The sequence below is a fragment of the Streptomyces djakartensis genome (assembly GCF_014651075.1).
In the GTDB taxonomy this organism is placed as follows: Bacteria; Actinomycetota; Actinomycetes; order Streptomycetales; family Streptomycetaceae; genus Streptomyces; species Streptomyces djakartensis.
This window is the reverse complement of the sequence record NZ_BMWE01000005.1, coordinates 126,320-145,436: the sequence shown is the minus strand read 5'-3', so window position 1 is coordinate 145,436 and position 19,117 is coordinate 126,320. Positions and strand designations below refer to the sequence as shown.

General features: G+C 73.7%; 15 protein-coding genes. 10 read left to right on the top strand and 5 right to left on the bottom strand.

Translation table 11 applies throughout. The annotated features are described in order from the left end of the window. The first annotated feature begins 7 nt into the window (after window positions 1-7). From IE212_RS10465 to IE212_RS10445, 5 genes are all read left to right on the top strand, one after another. Entirely contained in the window at window positions 8-1,156 is a 1,149-nt protein-coding gene (locus tag IE212_RS10465; RefSeq protein ID WP_190197477.1) for an ROK family glucokinase, read from the top strand. Continuing rightward, a complete protein-coding gene (locus tag IE212_RS10460) occupies window positions 1,153-1,731 on the top strand; it encodes a sugar kinase (protein WP_190197476.1) in 579 nt (192 codons plus the stop codon). The genes IE212_RS10465 and IE212_RS10460 overlap by 4 nt, the downstream gene beginning before the upstream one ends. 85 nt (window positions 1,732-1,816) lie before the next feature. Continuing rightward, window positions 1,817-4,645, top strand: a complete 2,829-nt coding sequence (locus IE212_RS10455; protein WP_190197475.1) for an SCO1167/SCO6262 family helicase — start codon at window positions 1,817-1,819, stop codon at window positions 4,643-4,645. 19 nt (window positions 4,646-4,664) lie between these two features. Continuing rightward, window positions 4,665-7,124, top strand: a complete 2,460-nt coding sequence (locus IE212_RS10450) for an SWIM zinc finger family protein (protein ID WP_229864197.1) — start codon at window positions 4,665-4,667, stop codon at window positions 7,122-7,124. An 82-nt stretch (window positions 7,125-7,206) separates the two neighbouring features. Then, on the top strand, window positions 7,207-7,989 hold the full coding sequence (locus IE212_RS10445) for a class I SAM-dependent methyltransferase (protein ID WP_190197474.1): 783 nt from the start codon (window positions 7,207-7,209) through the stop codon (window positions 7,987-7,989). Here the strand turns inward: IE212_RS10445 and IE212_RS10440 are convergent. The 4 genes from IE212_RS10440 to IE212_RS10425 are packed head-to-tail and all read right to left on the bottom strand — an operon-like array spanning window position 7,986 to window position 13,242. After that, a complete protein-coding gene (locus tag IE212_RS10440; protein WP_190197473.1) occupies window positions 7,986-9,902 on the bottom strand; it encodes an SMI1/KNR4 family protein in 1,917 nt (638 codons plus the stop codon). The two genes, IE212_RS10445 and IE212_RS10440, sit on opposite strands and share 4 nt — an antisense overlap. A gap of 48 nt (window positions 9,903-9,950) precedes the next feature. Beyond that, complete coding sequence (locus tag IE212_RS10435) at window positions 9,951-11,564, bottom strand: oleate hydratase (RefSeq protein WP_268250648.1); 1,614 nt, start codon at window positions 11,562-11,564, stop codon at window positions 9,951-9,953. Between the two features lie 49 nt (window positions 11,565-11,613). Then, window positions 11,614-11,988 (bottom strand): hypothetical protein, encoded by a 375-nt coding sequence (locus tag IE212_RS10430; protein ID WP_190197471.1) that lies wholly within the window; start codon window positions 11,986-11,988, stop codon window positions 11,614-11,616. Window positions 11,989-12,027: 39 nt separating this feature from the next. Further along, window positions 12,028-13,242, bottom strand: a complete 1,215-nt coding sequence (locus IE212_RS10425; protein WP_190197470.1) for a globin domain-containing protein — start codon at window positions 13,240-13,242, stop codon at window positions 12,028-12,030. A gap of 775 nt (window positions 13,243-14,017) precedes the next feature. Here IE212_RS10425 and IE212_RS10420 point away from each other — a divergent pair. The 4 genes from IE212_RS10420 (at window position 14,018) to IE212_RS10405 (ending at window position 17,982) form a co-directional block, all read left to right on the top strand. Further along, window positions 14,018-14,923, top strand: coding sequence for a universal stress protein (locus tag IE212_RS10420; protein WP_190197469.1), 906 nt, complete (start codon window positions 14,018-14,020; stop codon window positions 14,921-14,923). A 26-nt stretch (window positions 14,924-14,949) separates the two neighbouring features. Further along, window positions 14,950-15,858 (top strand): universal stress protein, encoded by a 909-nt coding sequence (locus IE212_RS10415; RefSeq protein ID WP_190197468.1) that lies wholly within the window; start codon window positions 14,950-14,952, stop codon window positions 15,856-15,858. Window positions 15,859-15,924: 66 nt separating this feature from the next. Then, complete coding sequence (locus tag IE212_RS10410; RefSeq protein WP_190197467.1) at window positions 15,925-16,656, top strand: CBS domain-containing protein; 732 nt, start codon at window positions 15,925-15,927, stop codon at window positions 16,654-16,656. A gap of 288 nt (window positions 16,657-16,944) precedes the next feature. Continuing rightward, window positions 16,945-17,982 carry a 2-hydroxyacid dehydrogenase gene (locus IE212_RS10405; RefSeq protein ID WP_190197466.1) on the top strand — a complete coding sequence of 346 codons (1,038 nt, stop codon included), beginning with the start codon at window positions 16,945-16,947 and terminating at the stop codon, window positions 17,980-17,982. Window positions 17,983-18,017: 35 nt separating this feature from the next. On the opposite strand, the gene IE212_RS10400 is transcribed toward IE212_RS10405, so the two are convergent. After that, window positions 18,018-18,398 (bottom strand): STAS domain-containing protein, encoded by a 381-nt coding sequence (locus IE212_RS10400; protein ID WP_190197465.1) that lies wholly within the window; start codon window positions 18,396-18,398, stop codon window positions 18,018-18,020. 275 nt (window positions 18,399-18,673) lie between these two features. Here IE212_RS10400 and IE212_RS10395 point away from each other — a divergent pair, with 275 nt between their 5' ends. Beyond that, the gene (locus IE212_RS10395; protein WP_190197464.1) at window positions 18,674-19,114 is read left to right on the top strand and encodes a pyridoxamine 5'-phosphate oxidase family protein; all 441 of its coding nucleotides are present in this window, start codon (window positions 18,674-18,676) and stop codon (window positions 19,112-19,114) included. Window positions 19,115-19,117 lie beyond the last annotated feature (3 nt).

The following is a 19,117-nucleotide window of genomic DNA, read 5'->3' as shown; positions in this document are numbered from 1 at the left end:
GGCGGCGATGAGCACCTACCGCGACTTCACCGCCCCCATCGGCTCCCGCCGCGCCACCGCGCTCCGCACGGTCGGCACCCGGGAGCGCCGCTCACTCCTGACGGCACCCCGCGTGCCGACGGTCGGCATCGACATCGGCGGTACGAAGGTGATGGCGGGCGTCGTCGACGCCGACGGCAACATCCTGGAGAAGGTCCGCACCGAGACCCCGGACAAGTCCAAGAGCCCCAAGGTCGTCGAGGACACGATCGCCGAGCTGGTCCTGGACCTGTCCGACCGGCACGACGTGCACGCCGTCGGCATCGGCGCGGCCGGCTGGGTCGACGCCGACCGCAACCGCGTGCTGTTCGCCCCCCACCTGTCGTGGCGCAACGAACCGCTGCGCGACCGCCTCTCGGGCCGGCTCTCGGTACCGGTCCTCGTGGACAACGACGCGAACACCGCCGCCTGGGCGGAGTGGCGATTCGGCGCAGGGCGCGGCGAGGACCACCTCGTCATGATCACGCTGGGCACCGGCATCGGCGGCGCCATCCTGGAGGACGGACAGGTCAAGCGCGGCAAGTACGGCGTCGCCGGCGAGTTCGGTCACATGCAGGTCGTCCCCGGCGGGCACCGCTGCCCGTGCGGCAACCGCGGCTGCTGGGAGCAGTACAGCTCCGGGAACGCCCTGGTCCGCGAGGCACGCGAACTGGCCGCGGCCGACTCGCCGGTGGCGTACGGGATCATCGAGCACGTCAAGGGCAACGTCTCCGACATCACCGGCCCGATGATCACCGAGCTGGCCCGTGAGGGCGACGCCATGTGCATCGAGCTGCTTCAGGACATCGGCCAGTGGCTGGGCGTCGGCATCGCCAACCTCGCCGCCGCTCTCGACCCCTCCTGCTTCGTGATCGGCGGCGGCGTCTCGGCCGCCGACGACCTGCTCATCGGCCCCGCCAGGGACGCCTTCCGCAGGCATCTGACGGGCCGCGGCTACCGCCCCGAGGCCCGTATCACCCGGGCCCAGCTCGGCCCCGAGGCAGGCATGGTCGGCGCCGCCGACCTGGCCCGGCTGGTGGCCCGCCGCTTCCGGCGCGCCAAGCGCCGCCGGGTGGAGCGGCACGAGCGCTACGAGCGGTACGCGCAGTTCCGCCGCAGTACCCAGGAGACGCTGTGACCGCCTCCCTGCCGCACCAGGGCTCCTGGCCGGAGGGGGAGCATCCGGCCGAGGACCGCCGCCACATGATCCGCCGCCGGGCACTCACCCTGCTGATCATCGTGCTGCTCATCGGCATCCCCGCCGGCTACCTGGTGATCTCCGCGAACCAGAGCCGGGACAGCGGCAAGGACAAGGAAGCGAAGTACTCGGCCACCGGCCTGACCGCAGGCTGGCCGTCCAAGCTCCAGCGCCGCATCTACCAGGTGCCCGTCCCGCACCCGGCCTGGCACGTGGCGTACTACGAGACCAACAACTGGCGGACCAGCCGCCTGTACGCCCAGTTCGAGACCAACGCGGCCGGTCTGGACGCCTATCTGACGGGCCTGGGCGTGACCCGGAAGGACCTGAAGGACGGGGCCGTCACCATCGGCGCCCGGGACCGGAAGATCACCGGCTGGAAGTTCCCCGAGGCCGACGGGTGGTACGGCTTCGTCCACCGGCAGCAGAACCCGGCCCCCACGCACGACGTGGTCGTGGACCTGTCCAACCCGGCGTATCCGTGGGTGTACGTGGTGTCCCGGACGGTGCCCTGACCCCTGCGCCGGGGCCGGTTGTCAGACCTCGCCCGTAGAGTCGGAGACAACTGGTCCGGCGAAGGGGCGGGAGGTGACAGGACACATGGGTGACACGGCCGCGGTGGCCGAGCGGGCGGGGGACGCGAGGGTCCCGGTCCGGCTCCCGGCCGTCTTCCTGCCCGCGCCCCTCCCACGCGACGGACGCGTCGCCTTCTGGGACCCCGAGGGCGAGCTCCTGCCCTCCGAGGACACCGAGCTGACCGTCGTGCGCCGGCACGGCGCGGGTGTCCGGCGGCGGACCACCCCGGCGCTGTCCCTCCCGCTGGACACGGCCCTGCCGCTCCTGGTGCGCGCCCGGCACGACCCGGCGGCCCACCCCGCCACCGCCTGCTGGGGAGCCGCCGCCCTGCACGCGCTGCGGCTGACCGCGCGCGGCCGGCTGCTGCCCGGCCTGACCGCCACCGGGCACGACGCCTGGCGCGCCGGCCCGCTCGACCCGGACGACATCGCCCACCTGCGCGCGGTGGCCGCCGCCCTGCCCTGCGAGGGGCACGCCGTCCCGCTGCCCGGGCCGGGCCCGATCCGGCTGCCCGAGCCGGAAGCCCTGGTGCGGGCCTTCCTCGACGCGGTCGCCGACACCCTGCCCCGCACCCCGGCCGCGCCCCACGCCACCGGCAGGCCCTTCGCCGCCCGCGGTGCCCAGCACCTGCCCGACGCCCACGACTGGGCCGCCGAGGTCGCCGCCGGCATGGACGCGGGCGTGCGGATCTCGCTCCGCCTGGACCTCTCGGCCTACGACCTGTTCGACGACGCCTCCGGCGGCGGCGTACGCAGCGCCGGCGCCGCGATCGTCCAGGTGCACAGCCTCGCCGACCCCACCCTCGTCACCGACGCCGCAGCTCTGTGGGCGGGCGCGGCCGGTGACGCCTTCGGCCCCCGCGCCCGCGTGGACTCGGCTCTCGCCGTCCGCCGCGCGGCCCGGATCTGGCCCCCGCTCGACCGGCTCTCCGACCGGGACGTGCCCGATGTGCTGGCGCTGACCGAGGAGGAGCTGAACGACCTCCTCGGCGTCGCCGCCACCCGGCTGGCCGCGGCCGGGGTCGCCGTGCACTGGCCGCGGGACCTCGCCCAGGACCTGTCCGCCACGGCGGTGGTGCGGCCGGCCCCCGGCTCGGCGACCGACGGCACCGGCTTCTTCGAGAGCGAGGACCTGCTCGGCTTCCGCTGGCAGCTGGCGCTCGGCGGCGACCCGCTCACCGAGGCCGAGATGGACGCCCTCGCCGAGGCCCACCGTCCCGTCGTCCGGCTGCGCGACCAGTGGGTGCTGGTCGACCCGGCCCTCGTCCGCAAGGCCCGCAAGCGGGACCTGGGCCTGCTCGACCCGGTCGACGCGCTGTCCGTCGCCCTCACCGGCACCGCCGAGGTGGACGGCGAGACCGTCGAGGCCGTACCGGCCGGCGCGCTGGCCGCCCTGCGCGACCGTCTGACCTCAGGGGTACGCCCGGCCGAGCCGCCGCCCGGCCTGCACGCCACCCTCCGCGACTACCAGCTCCGGGGCCTGGCCTGGCTCGACCTGATGACCTCCCTCGGCCTCGGCGGCTGCCTCGCCGACGACATGGGCCTGGGCAAGACCGTCACCCTCATCGCCCTGCATCTGAAACGTGCCCGCCGCGAGCCCACCCTGGTGGTCTGCCCGGCCTCGCTGCTGGGCAACTGGCAGCGGGAGATCACGCGGTTCGCACCCGGCGTCCCCGTCCGCCGCTTCCACGGCCCGGACCGCAGCCTGACCGGCCTGGACGGCGGCTTCGTCCTCACCACGTACGGCACGATGCGCTCGGCGGCCCCCGCCCTGGCCGAGCAGGCGTGGGGCATGGTCGTCGCCGATGAGGCCCAGCACGTGAAGAACCCCTACTCGGCCACGGCCAAGGCGCTGCGCACCATCCCGTCCCCCGCTCGCGTGGCCCTGACCGGCACACCGGTCGAGAACAACCTGTCGGAGCTGTGGGCGCTGCTCGACTGGACGACCCCGGGCCTGCTCGGCCCGCTGAAATCCTTCCGCGCCCGGCACGCCCGGGCCGTGGAGAACGGCGAGGACGCGGAGGCGGTGGAGCGCCTCGCCCGCCTGGTCCGGCCCTTCCTGCTGCGCCGGAAGAAGTCCGACCCGGGCATCGTGCCCGAACTCCCGCCCAAGACGGAGACCGACCATCCGGTGCCCCTCACCCGCGAACAGGCCGCGCTGTACGAGGCGGTGGTCCGCGAGTCGATGCTCGCCATCGAGACCGCCGAGGGCATGGCCCGCCGGGGCATGGTGCTGAAACTGCTGACCTCGCTGAAGCAGATCTGCGACCACCCCGCGCTGTACCTGAAGGAGGAGCACGCGCCGGCCGGTGACCGGCTCGCCGCCCGTTCCGGCAAACTGGCCCTGCTGGACGAGCTGCTGGACACCCTGCTCGCCGAGGACGGCTCCGCGCTCGTCTTCACGCAGTACGTGGGGATGGCCCGGCTGATCACCTCGCACCTGGCCTCCCGGGCGGTCCCGGTCGACCTCCTGCACGGAGGCACGCCGGTCCCCGAGCGGGAGCGCATGGTGGACCGTTTCCAGGCCGGTTCGGCCCCGGTCCTGGTGCTGTCCCTCAAGGCGGCCGGCACCGGCCTCAACCTCACCCGGGCGGGCCATGTCGTCCACTTCGACCGCTGGTGGAACCCGGCCGTCGAGGAACAGGCCACCGACCGGGCCTACCGCATCGGCCAGACCCAGCCCGTCCAGGTCCACCGCCTCATCACCGAGGGCACGGTCGAGGACCGCATCGCCGACATGCTCCAGGCCAAGCGGGCCCTGGCCGACGCGATCCTCGGCTCCGGCGAGTCGGCCCTCACGGAACTGACCGACCGCGAGCTGTCCGACCTGGTGTCCCTGCGGAGGACGTCATGACCGGCCGCAGGAGGCCTCGATGACCTCCCGCCCCTCCGACGAGGCCCGCCGGGCGCTGCGCGCGGCCCGGGAGCGGGCACCACGCGACCAGGACACGGCACCGGGTTCCCGCCCCGCGCCCCCGTCGTCCGCAAGCGCCGCAGGCCAGGAGCCCCGCCGGCCGGCGGACGTGGCCCGCGAGGCACTGCGAAGGGCGGTGTCCGAACACCCGGGCGGCGCACGGCCGGCGAGTGACACGGGCACGGCGGGGGATGCCGACGCGGCAGCCGGTGAGCCGGGGCAGTTCACGGCGGACACGGCGGGAGTCGCGGGGCCGGAGGCAGAGAGCGGGGAGAGCCTGGCCGGGACGGACTCGGCCGACGCCGCCGCCCCCGAGGTGGGCCGGCCCGCCGCCCCACCGGAGAACACGGTGACCGGCCACGGAGGGAGCACCGACCGGCCCGCCCCACGCGCGGCGGACATCGCACGCGAGGCGTTGCGCGCCGCCCGGGACGACGCGCGGCGGGCGCGGGAGGAGACCGAGAACGAAGGGGCCCGGCGCAGGCGCGGGGCGCGGCAGCGGCGTGTGGACGAGCGGGCGGCAGCCGCCCGACGGGCGCGCGAGCACGCCGTCGGAGACGAAGCGCATGACGTACGGCAGTTGCTGTCGGACGCCTTCCGGATGCCCGGGGCCCCGGGCGATACGGGCGACCCCGAGCTGAAGCCCGAGGGTACGGGTGGTGCCGCTGACGCCCCGGCCCTGCGTGAGGGTGCGAGTGGTGCCGGGAACGCCCCGGCCTTGCGGGAGGGTGTGGGCGATGTGGGTGCCGCCCAGGCCTTGCGTGGGGGTGCGGGCGATGTGGGTGGCGCTGCCCTGCGGGAGGGTACGGGTGGTGCCGCGAGTGGCCCGGCTCTGCGTGAGAGTGCGGGCGAGGTGGGCGCCCATGCCCTTCCGAGGGGTGCGGGCGCGGTGGCGGGTGCGGCCCTTCCGGAGGGTGCCGGCGATGCGAGTGGTGCGGACCCGGCGTCCGAGGGCCCGGGGCAGGCCGGCCAGGAGGACTCGCCCCCGACCAGGGCCGGCTCGCCGCGCAGCGCTGCCGCCGCGCCCGCGACCGAAGGCAGCGGCACTCCCGCCGCCACAGCCACCCCACCTCCCCACGGCCCCGGGTCACCCACCACCCCGCCGTCGGTCCGTCGCTCCGCTGACAGCCCTCACAACACCCGGGCTCCCCGCTCGATGGCCGCCCCCGGCCGGGACAGCGAACTCCGCCGTACCTTCCCGGCCTTGCCGCCCCGGGAGCCGGACGGCGACGGCTTCGCCGAGAGCTGGTGGGGCAACGCCTGGGTGGCCGCGCTGGAGCAGGGCGCGCTGGACGTCAAGCGGCTGGAGCGAGGGCGGGGGTATGCCGGGCAGGGGAATGTCGACGCCATCACCGTGACGCCCGGACTGGTCCTGGCGTACGTGCGGGGAAGCCGTCCGCGCCCGTACCGCGTGCAGGTCCGGTTGCGCACGCTGGACGAGTCCGACTGGGAGCGGTTCCTGGACTCCGCCGCCGACCGGCCCGGGCACATCGCGGCCCTGCTCGACAAGGAGCTGCCCCAGTCCCTCGCGGACTGCGGCGTGCCCCTGCTGCCGCGCCCCGGTGACCTGGAGCCGCGCTGCAGCTGCCCTGACCGGGGCCATCCGTGCAAGCACGCCGCCGCCCTCTGCTACCAGACCGCGCGGCTGCTCGACGCCGACCCCTTCGTGCTGCTCCTGCTGCGTGGCCGGGGTGAACGGCAACTGCTCGACGCCCTGTCACGGCTCAGCGCCACGAGGGCGGCGCGCGCCGCTCAGGACAAGGAACCGGCGCCGCTCCCCGGCGTGCGGGCCAAAGACATGCTCGAGCCGCGCACCCTCCCGCCGCTGCCCGCCCCGCTGCCCCCTCCTCCGCACCCCGAGCAGCCTCCGGCCTACCCGGCCTCACCCGGGGGCCCGGACCCCTTCGCCCTGGACCAGCTGGCCACCGACGCCGCCGCCAGGGCTCACGCCCTGCTCGCCACGGGCCGGGACCCGGTCGGGCAGTTGACGCTCTGGGAGGACGCGGTCCGCCTGGCCGCGGCCCGCCCCGGCTCGGGACTGACCGCGGGCACCCGGGCGCTCTACTCCTCCCTCGCCTCCGCGGCGGGCCGCACCACGTCCGACCTCGCCCGCGCGGTCGCCGCCTGGCGGCAGGGCGGACCTGAGGGCCTCGCCGTACTGGAGGAACCGTGGGACCCGCCGGCCGGCCGGTTCGACCGGGCCCGCCCGCTCCTGCTCGCCGCCGACCTGCCCGCCTTCCGCCCCTGGCGCAACCGCCTGACCCACCCGCACGGCCACCTCCAGCTCCGCCTCGGCCGCGACGGCCTGTGGTACGCCTACGAGTCCGAGCCGGGCCGCGACGACTGGTGGCCGCGCGGCACTCCCGACCTGGATCCCGTCGGCGCGCTGACCGGCGTCGGCGTTCCCGGCGAACCGTGAGGCCGGTGACACCGGTACCGGACGACGCGTAGCCACCGCTCCCTCCTGGGCCCCGACCCCCTTCCGATCCTTGGAGAACGCCATGACCGGCACCTTCCGTCCTGACTTCGGGCTCACCGCGCAGGACTACGGCCGCCACCGCGCCGGATTCCCACCGCAGATCGTCACTCACCTGTACCGGCACGGCATCGCCTTCCCCGGCGAGGACGTCGTCGACCTCGGGACCGGTACCGGCGCCCTGGCCCGGGTGTTCGCGCTCGCGGGGGCGCGGGTGACCGGCGTGGACCCGGCGGCTTCACTGCTCGACCAGGCCCGGGTGCTCGACGGGGAAGCCGGAGTGGAGATCGACTACCGGGTGGGCACGGCGGAGTCGACGGGGCTGCCGGGCGGGTCGTACGACGTGGTGTCGGCCGGCCAGTGCTGGCACTGGTTCGACGCGCCGAAGGCCACGGCCGAGGTGCGGCGGCTGTTGCGCCCCGGCGGCCGGGTGGTCATCGCCCACTTCGACTGGCTGCCACTGCCGGGCAACGTGGTCGAGGCGACCGAGGAGCTGATCCTCTCCTTCAACCCGGCCTGGACGATGGGCGGGGGCACCGGCCTGTACCCGCGCTGGCTGACCGACCTGGCCACCGCGGGTTTCACCGGCATCGAGACGTTCTCCTTCGACCTGGCCGTGCCCTACCCGCCCGAGGCGTGGCGGGGCCGGATCCGGGCCAGTGCCGGAGTCGGCGCCAGCCTGCCGCCGGAGGACGTGGACCGATTCGACGACGCGCTCGCCGGGGTGCTCCGCGACCGTTTCCCCGGCGAGGTGATCGAAGTCCCGCATCGCACCTGGGCCGTTGTAGCCACCAGGGGCGACGGCTAGTCCGCGGGGGTCGAGTCCCCGTAATCGATCCGGATCACCGTGTAGGTCTCGCCCTCCGCGGGCGGTCGCCTCCAGGAGCGGGTGGCGAACGTGTGCAGCCGCCCGTTCACGATGGCGTGACGCGGCAGGTGGACACCGAACTCCGCGGCCACCGCTTCCAGCAGCGGCCGTTCCACCCCGGCCCCGTCCTCCACGTCCCCGAAGAACCGGCCCGGATCCAGTGCCCGCGGTATCTCCCCGCTCGATCGGACCTCTCCGTCCGCGTACGTGAACGCGTACTGCTCGGCACCGTCTCGCGCCACCGACAGGTGGAAGAACGGTTCCCTGTGGCACGCCCGCAGGCCGCTCCACACCACCACCGCGCGGGTGCCCGCACTGGCGCTCGCGGCCGGGCAGACGAACCGCCGCCGGTCGAAGAGGGAGGCATCGCCGTCGAAGGCGAAACTCCAGCCGGGACCGGCCCGGCCCACCGCCATCAGTGCCCTGTCCTCGAAGGACGAGAACTCCCTCTTGCCGCGCAGCCATCTGCGGCGCGCCTCCCAGGCCGTCATCGGTTCGTCCAGCGCGGCGCCGTCCCCGTCCGCGAGACGTCCCGGCAACTCCTCCGGCCCCACCCCCTCCACCAGCACGAACCGGTAGGCCGTGCGGTTGCCGCCGGGGTCCGGTTCCGCGAGCCACGCCAGACCGCCCGGGTCGAGCCGGGACACCGGCCCCGGTGCCTCACCCGCCTGCCCGGCCCTCGGCGTGGACAGCAGCTCGGCGCCACGCTCCGGGGTCAGCAGCGGCCCGAGCAGGGGGTCGGCCAACCAACCCAGCGGCGCCAAGTGGTCCGGACCCAGGGGCTCCCACAAGGGCAGAGCTCCCATCAGCGTCCGCCACGCCCCGTCGGTGTCTCCCCACCGGGCCAGCTCCCGCGCCCGCTCGACCGCTTCCCCGAACGGTCCGGCCGGCTCGTACCGGTACGTCCCGTCGCGCACCTGATCCAGCGTCGCGTAAGCCAGTGACACCAGTTCCTCGTCGGCGCCCCGCAGCTGGAACCTCAGGCCGGAGTCGCCCCGGTAGGAGTGCGCCGCGTGCTCGGCGACCAGCGGCGGCAGCAGCTCGGGCGCGTACGTCGGGTCCGTCACCACGCCGTCGAAGTACACCGCGTGGGACTCTCCGAGCAGACGGCGTATCTGGTCGCCCAGCCCGGCGGCCCTCGGTCTGCCGTACTCCTTGGCCTCGTCCAGCTCCCTCAGGGCCCGCTCCCAGCCGCCGCGCAGCGCCTCCAGCCGGGCCCGCTCCACCTGGGCGTCCAGCTCTCGGGTCGTGTCGCTGACGAACGGCGGCTCCCCGTCGCCGCGGTGCGCCCGCAGGCTGTGGAACTCCCGGTACATGTCCCGCATGAACTCGAGGAAGTTCGCGTGCCGCTCGGGTGACTCGGCACGCCAGCTCGCCCACGTGTAGACGGCCCACTCGCCGTCCTCGTCCACGTCCCCGGGGTCCAGGAGGACGTACGTGGCGTCGGACTCGGCATCGAGCTGAAGACCCTCCCGCCAGAGGTCCGCCTCCCGCCGCCCCCCGGGTCCGGCGTCCTCGTCCAGGTACTCCTCGGCCATGTCCGCGAGCCCCGACTCGTTGTCGTGCCAGTGCGCGTCCCGGGTCCCCGCCAGCAGCCACACGAACCCGCCCGCGTGCCGCCACCCGTCGCTGACCTTCAGGAACTCCCGGTACGACGGGGGCATTCGCCGGCCGAGGCGCTCCTCCATGGCTGAGATCAGCTCCTCGGAGGCGGGCGGGAACCCCAGCCACCGCGCCTGCCGGGCGCCCTCGTCGTCCTCGTTCCTCACCTCGTCGTCCGTCAGGGAGTCCGCCCACTCCCCGCTCCACCTCAACAGGAAGGACCGCCAGTCGAATCGCGTGGTGTCCGTCATGGAACCGATGCTGCCACCCACCACTGACAGCGACCCGCTGCCGCCGGGCTACCGGCGGTGCATCGTGTCCAGGGCGGCGGCCAGGACGTGGGGATCGTGGTGGCCCTTGTGGACGGCGGGCGGTTGCCTGCCGAGCCCGAGGAGCCGGGCCACAGCCGTCCAGGCGGTGCGCACGGAGTACTCGACCGTGAAGGTGACGTCGTCGGGCACCTCGGCGAACTGTCCGATGAAGGCCAGGTTGACCGATCCGCTGGGCACCACCTGCGGCCGGTCGCCGCGACGGCGGGCCAGGAACGGGCTGGTGACGTACGGCATGAGGCAGGGCACGACGGTGGAGGTCTCCAGGGCACGGGCCGTCACCGTGTCGTCGAACGGCAGGTGGTGCAGGACTTCTTCGAGGATCTCCCGGCCGGAGCACATGGTCATCGGCTTGGGTGTGTGATCGCCGGCGCGGCCGGGGAACAGGGCGTAGCCCCACCAGACCGAGACGTCCCCGGGCTGGTCGCGGTAGACGGGCTGGCGGGGCACGACGACGGTGAGCAGCCAGTTGGACTCGGTGGAGGTCATCAGGCCGCCCTTGCCGGTCTCGCGGCCGCTGAACTCCTCCAGCGCCTTGAGAAGGGCGGGATCCTTCGAGGTGACGGTGAACGACTCCCAGCGGGACTCCTTGACGTGTTTGTCGAAGGCGTCCGGGTTGCCGAAGTCGTCGCGCCCGCGGGCCAGGCGGTGCCAGAGCAGCCAGGCGTCCGAGCGATGGGGAGGCGGGGACGGTGCGGCGGTGTGCGAGCCGAGGCGGGAGGCATCGGTCATGGAGCCGTTGGTGACCAGGACCAGATCCTCGGGGACCACCTCGATCCGCTCGTCACGGCCGTGACGTGACAGCTGTATGTACTCGACCCGCGTACTCCGGCAGCCCGGTGCGAGCCCGAGGTCGGTGACGTGGCATCCGGTGTGGAAAGTGACGCCGTGTTCGCGCAGCCAGGCGGTCAGGGGGCGCACGACGGAGTCGTACTGGTTGTAGCGGGTGTGGTGGACGCCGGACAGGGACGAGAACCGGGGGAGGAGGTGGAGGAAGCGCCTGAGGTAGCGGCGGAACTCGATGGCGCTGTGCCAGGGCTGGAAGGCGAACGTGGTGCACCACAGCATCCAGAAGGTGGTGGTGAAGAAGTGCTCGCCGAAGCAGTCGGTGATCCGCTTGCCGTCGAGGTGCCCCTCGGGGGTGGCCAGGCAGCGGACCAACTCCAGCCGGTCACGCTCGGAGAACCCCATGCAGCGGGTGTCGACGGCCTTTCCGTCGCCGTCGACCAGGCGCGCGATGTCGTCCCAGGCGAACTCCTCCTGCCCGGCGAGTATCTCCTGGGTCACCGACACGGAGGGGTCGTCGAGGCTGGGGATGCCGGAGAGCAGGTCGTAGGTGCAGCGGTACTCCGTCTCGAACATCCGCGCGCCGCGCATGGTGTAGCCGGCGTGCGCCGTGCCGTCCGCGTCCAGGCTGCCGCCCACCCGTCGCTGCTCCTCGAAGAAGTGGATGTCGGCTCCGTCGAAACCGCCGTCGCGGATCAGGAACGTGGCCGCGGCCAGCGCCGCGATCCCGCTGCCCACCAGATACGCCTTCGCCATCACACAACTCCTCGTCGCAGCCGGTCGATCGGAACCGCACAGGCGCCCGGCCGGCGGACCGTCACCGGCCGGGCTCGTTCTGACCGTGGCGTCACGCGGACCGCCGGCCGCCGCGCCACGGCGGGGCCACCGTGCGGTTGCCGTGGTCCCACGCGTGGGCGGCCTTGTCGGTCTGCCGGCGCAGCCGGTCCTGGAGCTGGTCGACGAGTTCCGTGCCCGTCGCCGCTTCGGCGAGGACGATGATCTGCCGCCCGCCGACGTGCAGATCCGCCGTGGCCGACCAGGGGCGGTCCGCGTGGTGAGCGGCCGCCCGCACGATCCGCACCTCGCCGGTGACGGAGGGCAGTCCCGGCCGGTCCACGACGGCGTCGACCTTCGTACGCGCGTACTGCAGGGTCTCCTCGTCCACCGGGCCGTCGGTACGCAGCCGCACCGCGGGCGCGGGCCGAGTCTTGTCACTGGTCATCACGGGTTCCTCCTCGGAATCAAGGGCGTTCGGCGTGGTTCAGGCCGCGGTGCCGGGCAGCCACAGGTCGGGGCCGAAGACCTCGTAGCGGACGCGCCGCGCCGGGATTCCGGCGCGCAGCAGTCGCGCGCGGATGTCGCGCATGAACGGCAGCGGGCCGCACAGGAACACCGTGGCGTCCTCGGGAAGTCCGATGCCGTCGAGGTTCATCAGGCCCGCACGGGAGCCGGCTTCCTCCGGGCCGGGACGCTCGTACCAGAAGACGGCGCGGGCGCCCGGCAGCCGCCCGACGAGTTCGCGTGTCTCGGTGCGCAGGGCGTGCTCGGCGGGGGAGCGGTCGGCGTGCAGGACCAGCACCGGACGGGTAGACCCCTGGGCGGCCAGATGGGCGAGCATGCCGGTCATGGGGGTGCCGCCGATGCCCGCCGAGACCAGGACGACCGGGGTGGTGGCGTCGGCCGGGTCATCGAGGAAGACGTCGCCGAAGGGCGCGGAGAGGGTCAGTTCGTCTCCCTCGCGGACCTGCTCGTGCAGGAGGGTGGAGACCTCGCCGTCCGGGGTGTCCGGCGTGGCGGCGACACGTTTGACGGTGATGCGGCGCAGGTTCCCGCCGGGGTCGCAGGACAGGCTGTACTGGCGCAGCTGGTGGATCCCGTCGGCCATCAGGACCCGTACGCTCACGTACTGGCCGGCCCGCGCCCTCGGCGCGGGTTCGCCGTCGGCCGGGCGGAGGACGAAGGACACCACGTCGGCGGTCTCGGTGCGGCGCTCGACGACCGTCCACTGCCGCCAGACGCGGCCGGGCTCGACGTCCGCGTCCTGGTACAGGCGGGCCTCACGGCCGATCAGGGCACCGGCCATCAGCCAGTACACCTCGTCCCAGGCGGCCGCCACCTCCGGGGTGACCGCGTCGCCGAGTACCTCGGCTATCGCCCCGAACAGGTACTTGTGCACGATCGTGTACTGATCGTCGGTGACGCCGACGGCGGCGTGCTTGTGCGCGATCCGGTCCAGCAGCGCGTCAGGGCGGGTGCCGGGATCGGCGAGCAGTGCGGTGGCGAACCCGGCGATCGAGCCGGCCAGCGCGCGGCGCTGGGCTCCGCTGGCCTGGTTGCCGCGGTTGAACATCCCGTCGAGGAGTTCCGGCCGGTCGCGGAACATCGCGCCGTAGAAGCGGGTGGTGATCTCGTCGAGCGCTCCGGCCACGGCGGGCAGGGTGGCACGGACCACTGCGGCGGATTCTGCGGACAGCATGGCGTCTCCCGGGCTGAAGAGGGGGGAAGGGCGCCGCGTCGTATCGGGCGGCGTCTTCTGTGTAGCAGGCACGCGACCGCGTTTCGGCGCTGTTCGGCGGTGCAGGGCGAAGAGGGGCCGAACGGCCCCATGGGTTCGGGTCCCTCGGCCCCACGACCCGTTCCGCCGTGGGGCCTCACGGCACCGGGACGAGTTCCTGTCGGCCCCGTCCGCGGAGCGCCGCGCTGTGGACGGGGCCCGGGCGGTCCACTGGGGTGGCGCCACATCCGGTACGTGGTCACGGCCGTCGGCAGGGTGGGAGCTCCGCTCACGGCCGACCGCGCCGTCACGCCGTACGCCCCGTCAGGTCGCCGAGCACGGCCCTTCTGACGCGGGCGAGTTCGCCACCGAGTCGACCGACCGGGTCCAGGGGGGTGATGCCGACTGCCAGGCCTCACCCTGCCCGGGGCAGGCCGACCGAGATCGAAAGGTGGTTGCCGGTGTCGCGAGGCGTCCCGGTCTTTGGCCGCGCGCGGCCGGGAGCGCCCATGGCCCGTCGACCGCCGGCGGGTCGGCCACGCCCGCGTACGCCGGGATCCTCCACGGCACCGGCCGGCCACGGGATGCCGAACGGCCTCCGCCCCCACGGAAAGTGGGGAAGCACGGCCGTCGGGCCCGCTGGGCGCTCCCGGAATGGGGCCTGTCGGTCCCGGTCCCCGGGACCTGCGGCCTCTGCTGAGGGACGCTTCCTTTCCACCACTCTGTGACCGCGACCCCGATACAGGAGGTGGACACCATGTCCCGCACCGTCACCGTAGGCCTCGACGGCTCGCCCGAGAGCCGTGCCGCCGCAGAGTGGGCGGCCCGAGAGGCGAAGCTGCGCGGCCTGCGGCTGCGGCTTGCGCACGTCTGGGAACCCGTCCCGGATGCCATGGCGCAGGCCCCGCTCCTCGGTGCCGAGACCCAGGCGCACTGGAGCGAGCGGATTCCGCGCGAGGCGGCCGAGGGACTGCGCCTGCGCCACCCGGAGGTGGACGTGGCCGTCGAGCAGATCCCCGGCAGGCCGATGGACGTGTTGGCCGAGGTGGCGAAGGACACTGATCTGCTGGTCCTGGGGTCGCGCGGGCTGAGCGGCATCGGGGGATTCCTCGTCGGTTCCGTGAGCATGTCGGTGATCGCGCACACCGAGACCCCCGTCGTTCTGGTCCGGGCCGGGCAGCGCGCCGCCGACGAGCACGAGAAGGACCCGGGGGGCGTCCCGTCCACCGCCACCGCGTACCGGCCCGTGGTGCTCGGCCTCGACACGGAGCATCCCCATGACGCGCTGATCGCCTTCGCCTTCGAGGAGGCCGCCCGCCGTGGCACCGCGGTGAAGGCCGTGCACGGCTGGAACCTGCCGCCCTACTTCGCCTACGGCCTTCCCGCGGACCTCGAACTCAACGCCGAACTGGGCCGGCAGGAGGCCGCGGCCCTGGCCGAGGTCCTGCGCCCCTGGCGGGAGAAGTACCCGGACGTGGAGGTCATCGAGGAGTCCCCCGCCGGCAGCCCCGCCCTGCACGTCGTCGACGCGTCCCGCGCGGCGTCGCTGGTCGTCGTCGGCCGTCGGATCCGCCGCAACCCGTTCGGCGCCCACATCGGGCCCGTCACCCACGCGGTGCTGCACCACGCCACCGCCCCCGTCGCCGTAGTCGCGCACGACTGAGCGCGTTCCCGGAGGCGGTGGAGACCATGAACGCACCTGTCGAACGACCCGTCGACGCGCCCCTGGTCGTGGGAGTGGACGGCTCCGAGCCGAGTTTGCGCGCCGTCGACTGGGCGGCCGACGAGGCGGCGCTGCGCGGGGTGCCACTGCGGGTGGTGTACGCCTGCCTGTGGCAGCGGTACGAGGGTGCCGCGCTCGCCCGGGACATCGGGAAGCCGAGCACGCTGCCGCTGCCCCAGGACGTCGTCGGCGCCGCCGCCCGGCGGGCACGCGTGCGCCATCCGCACCTGCGGGTGGCCACCGACGTGGTGTTCGAGGAGCCGGAGTACGCCCTGGTGCGAGAGGGGAGGACCGCCGCCGCACTGGTGTTGGGCACCCGTGGCCGCAGCGGCATCGCGGAGCTGCTGCTCGGCTCCGTCAGCCTGGCCGTCGCCGCCCACGCCCACTGCCCGGTGATCGTGCTGCGCGGCAGCCACGACAACCAGGCGGCACCGCCGGTGCGCGGTCGCGTCGTGGTGGGTGTCGGCCAGGAGGCGAAGGAGTCGGCGGCCGTGCGGTTCGCCGTGGAGGAGGCGCGGCGGCGCGGCGTGATCCTGGAGGCCGTACGGGCCTGGCGGTGCCCCGCGCACGAGACCACCGACCACCCGCTGCTGTCCGGCGAACCGGCCCGCCTCCACGAGGAGCGGGCGTCCGGGGAACTGGAGACGGCTCTGCGGGACGTCCCGGCGGACGTCGCTGTGCGCCGGCGCACGGTCGAGGGCCCGGCCCGTCGGGTACTGGTCGACGCCTCCCACGAGGCCGACCTGCTGGTCGTCGGTGCCAGGCGCCGTGAGGGGCACGTCGGGCTCCAGCTCGGGCGGGTCGCCCACGCGGTGCTGCACCACTCCGCCTGCGCGGTCGCCGTGGTACCGCACCGGGAGCACGACGACGGCTGACCGGCGTCGTGCCGCGAACCGCTCGCCGGCCGACAGGGATCCCGTAGCCGAGAAGGGAAGACGGACATGAGGCACAACAAGGTCGGTTCCGTGATGACCACGGACGTCGTTCGCGTCGAGTACGGCACCCCCTTCAAGGAGGTCGTCCGGTTGCTGGCCGACCACCGGATCAGCGGGCTGCCGGTGATCGACGAGGACGAGAAGGTGATCGGGGTCGTCTCCGAAACGGACCTGATGCTGCGGCAGGCCGACACACCCCGCCCGTTCCAGGCGAAGCGTCGCTTCCGGCTCGCCGGACTGACCCGCGGCGCCCGGAGGCAGGCCGCGAAGGCGCGGGCCCGCACGGCCGGACAGCTGATGACCGCGCCACCCGTCACCGCGCGCGCCGACGACACCATCGTCGAGGCCGCCCGCACCATGGCCCAGCGGCGCGTGGAGCGGCTCCCCGTGGTGGACGGGGAGGACCGGCTCGCCGGCATCGTCACCCGGCGGGATCTGCTGCAGGTCTTCCTGCGGCCGGACCCGGACATCCGCCGGCAGGTGATCGACGAGGTCCTGGTAGGCGCGCTGTGGCAGGCACCACGCAGCGTCGACGTTCTGGTGGCGGAAGGTGTCGTCACCCTCGCCGGAAGCCTTGAGCGCAAGAGCGAGACGGAGATCGCCGTCTCCATGACACGCCAGATCGACGGCGTCGTCGCCGTGGTCGACGAGCTCACCCACCGGCTGGACGACTCGCACCTCCGGCCGGACGAGCCCGCGCTGCACGGCGTCGCCGAGGACTGGCTGCGCAGGCTGTGAGAGCGCCGGGACGACTCCCGGCCCCGCGGGCGTGGACAGCCCGGGCCGGTTCCCGGCTCGTGTGCCCCGCGTCGGAAAGCAGCTGCGCCAGACCTCGTGGCTCACGTCGGCAGGGCATCCTCTCGCATGCCCAGGAGCCACGAGAGTGCCGCGCGGGAACTCGAGAGGGAGGGGAACCCGGGATCCCGCGCAGCGGCCGCCGCCCTCACCGGCACACGGGGCGGCGGCCGCTCGGGCCGCGCCCTACCGTGGAGGGCATGGCCACCCGCCCCGATGGGAGGAGAGCACGTGGAGATCGTCGCGTACGGTGTCCTCGCGGACGAGGAACCGCTGCTGCGCGAGGCGTTCGACCGGGCGTTCGCCGACCGTCATGAGCTGCGCTGCCTGGGACTGTTCCTGGACCGGGACACCGCCCCGACCGCCGAGGGCCACGAGGTCGTGCTGTCCGGCGTCAACGACACCCTGGACGCGGAGGTGCTGCGCTCGCTGGCCGACGGCGGCACCAGGCTGATCGCCCAGCGGGCCACCGGATTCAACAACATCGACCTGACGGTGGCCGGGGAACTGGGGCTCACGGTGGCCCGCGTGTCGTACTACTCCCCGTATTCCGTCGCCGAGTTCGCCTGGGCGCTGGCGCTGGCCGTCGACCGCCGGATCGTGCGGGCCGCGCACCGCACCCGGGAGTTCGACTTCCGGCTCGACGGACTGATGGGGCGCGATCTGCACGGCCGGACCGCGGGGGTGGTCGGCACGGGCAAGATCGGCACCGCCTTCGCCCGGATCGCCCATGGTTTCGGCATGCGGCTGCTGGGCTGGGACATCACCGAGAATCCGGACTGCCTGGCCCTGGGGATGCGGTACGTCGAGCACGAGCGGCTGCTCGCGGAGGCCGACCTGGTCAGCCTGCACGTGCCGCTGCTGCCGAGCACCCACCACCTGGTGGACGCCGAAGCGCTGGCACTGATGAAGGACGACGCGATCCTGATCAACACCAGCCGCGGCGGCCTGATCGACACTGACGCCCTGCTGGGCACCCTGCGCGCCGGCAAACCGGGAGGTGTCGGACTGGACGTGTACGAGGAGGAGGCCGGGCTGTTCTTCCTCGACAAGTCCCTGGAGGTGATGACCGACGAACGCCTCGCCCGCCTCATGACCTTCAACAACGTCCTGGTGACCTCGCACCAGGCGTACTTCACCCGGGACGCCGTGGAGCAGATCGCCGAGGCCACGGTCCGCAACATCGAGGACTACTTCGCCGGCCGCACCGGTGACAACACGCTGACCCAGCCCTCCGGCCCCGTCCCGCACCGTCGCGCGCACGGCTGACCCCGGAACGGAGGAACGCACCGAGGTACCTGCGTTCAACGCGCGGTGGAGGCCCGCGGGGTACCGGCCAGGGCCGTGTCCAGATCGGAGTGGAGCTCGAAGGCCCCGGCCAGGCCCACGTTGCGAAGGATCCGCCGGAAGCTGGCGCTGTCCGTGACCAGCCGGAGCCGGCCCTGCCGCGCCTCGGCCCGGTTCCGTGCCCGGCACAGCACCCCGAGGCCGGCGCAGTCGATGAAGGCCGTGGAGCGCAGATCCAGCACCACATCAGGGTGCGGGGCCGCGGTCAGGGCCTCCAGCCGGAACGCGAGGGACGGCGCGGTGCGGATGTCGATTTCGCCGCGCAGCTCCACGACGGTGGTGCCGTCGACGGTGTGCTCCGTACGGGAAGGCGCTGGGCTGAGGTCGTTCTGGGGCATGGACCGAGAAAACAGGACAAGGCGATGCGCCGGTAGGGCCTGTCGGCCCTGACCGCCTGGTCCGCCCGGGGCCGTCCTGCGAAGCGGGGCGGACGAGCGGCCCGGGTATCGCCCGCACTCCCGGACGGACCGGCCACACGGCCCGCCGGCCGTGGTGTGGCATCGGGCCGTTCTGCGACTCCCACGGGACCCATGGCCCCTCACCTCGCGGGCCCCGGCGGGCTCAGGGTGGAAGGACGCAGTACCGCTTGTACCGAGCTAAGGACGGCCGGCCGATGTACCCCAACGATGGTTTCCGCGAGCTGAAGCGGCACGAGTGCCTGCGGCTGATGGCCGAGGTGCCCGTGGGCCGCATCGTCTACACGCTCAGGGCCCTGCCCGCCGTGCTGCCGGTCAACTTCAGCCTGGACGGCGACGGTGCGGTTCTGCTGCGCACTTCCGCGACTTCGGAACTGGTCCGTGCGATCGATGGTGCTGTGGTCGCCTTCGAGGCCGACGACGTCGACGCCGGCCGGCAGTCCGGCTGGAGTGTCGTCGTCACGGGCCCGGCCGGTGTGGTGACCGATCCCGCCGAGCACGAGCGCCTGGTCCGCACCGGCCCGGTCTCCTGGGCACCGGCGCCGCAGGAGGTCTTCGTACGCATCGAGCCCGAACTGGTCACCGGGCGAGAGCTCGTCGGCGGACGCACCCTGTACGGGGTGGACCTCCCCGCCTGAACG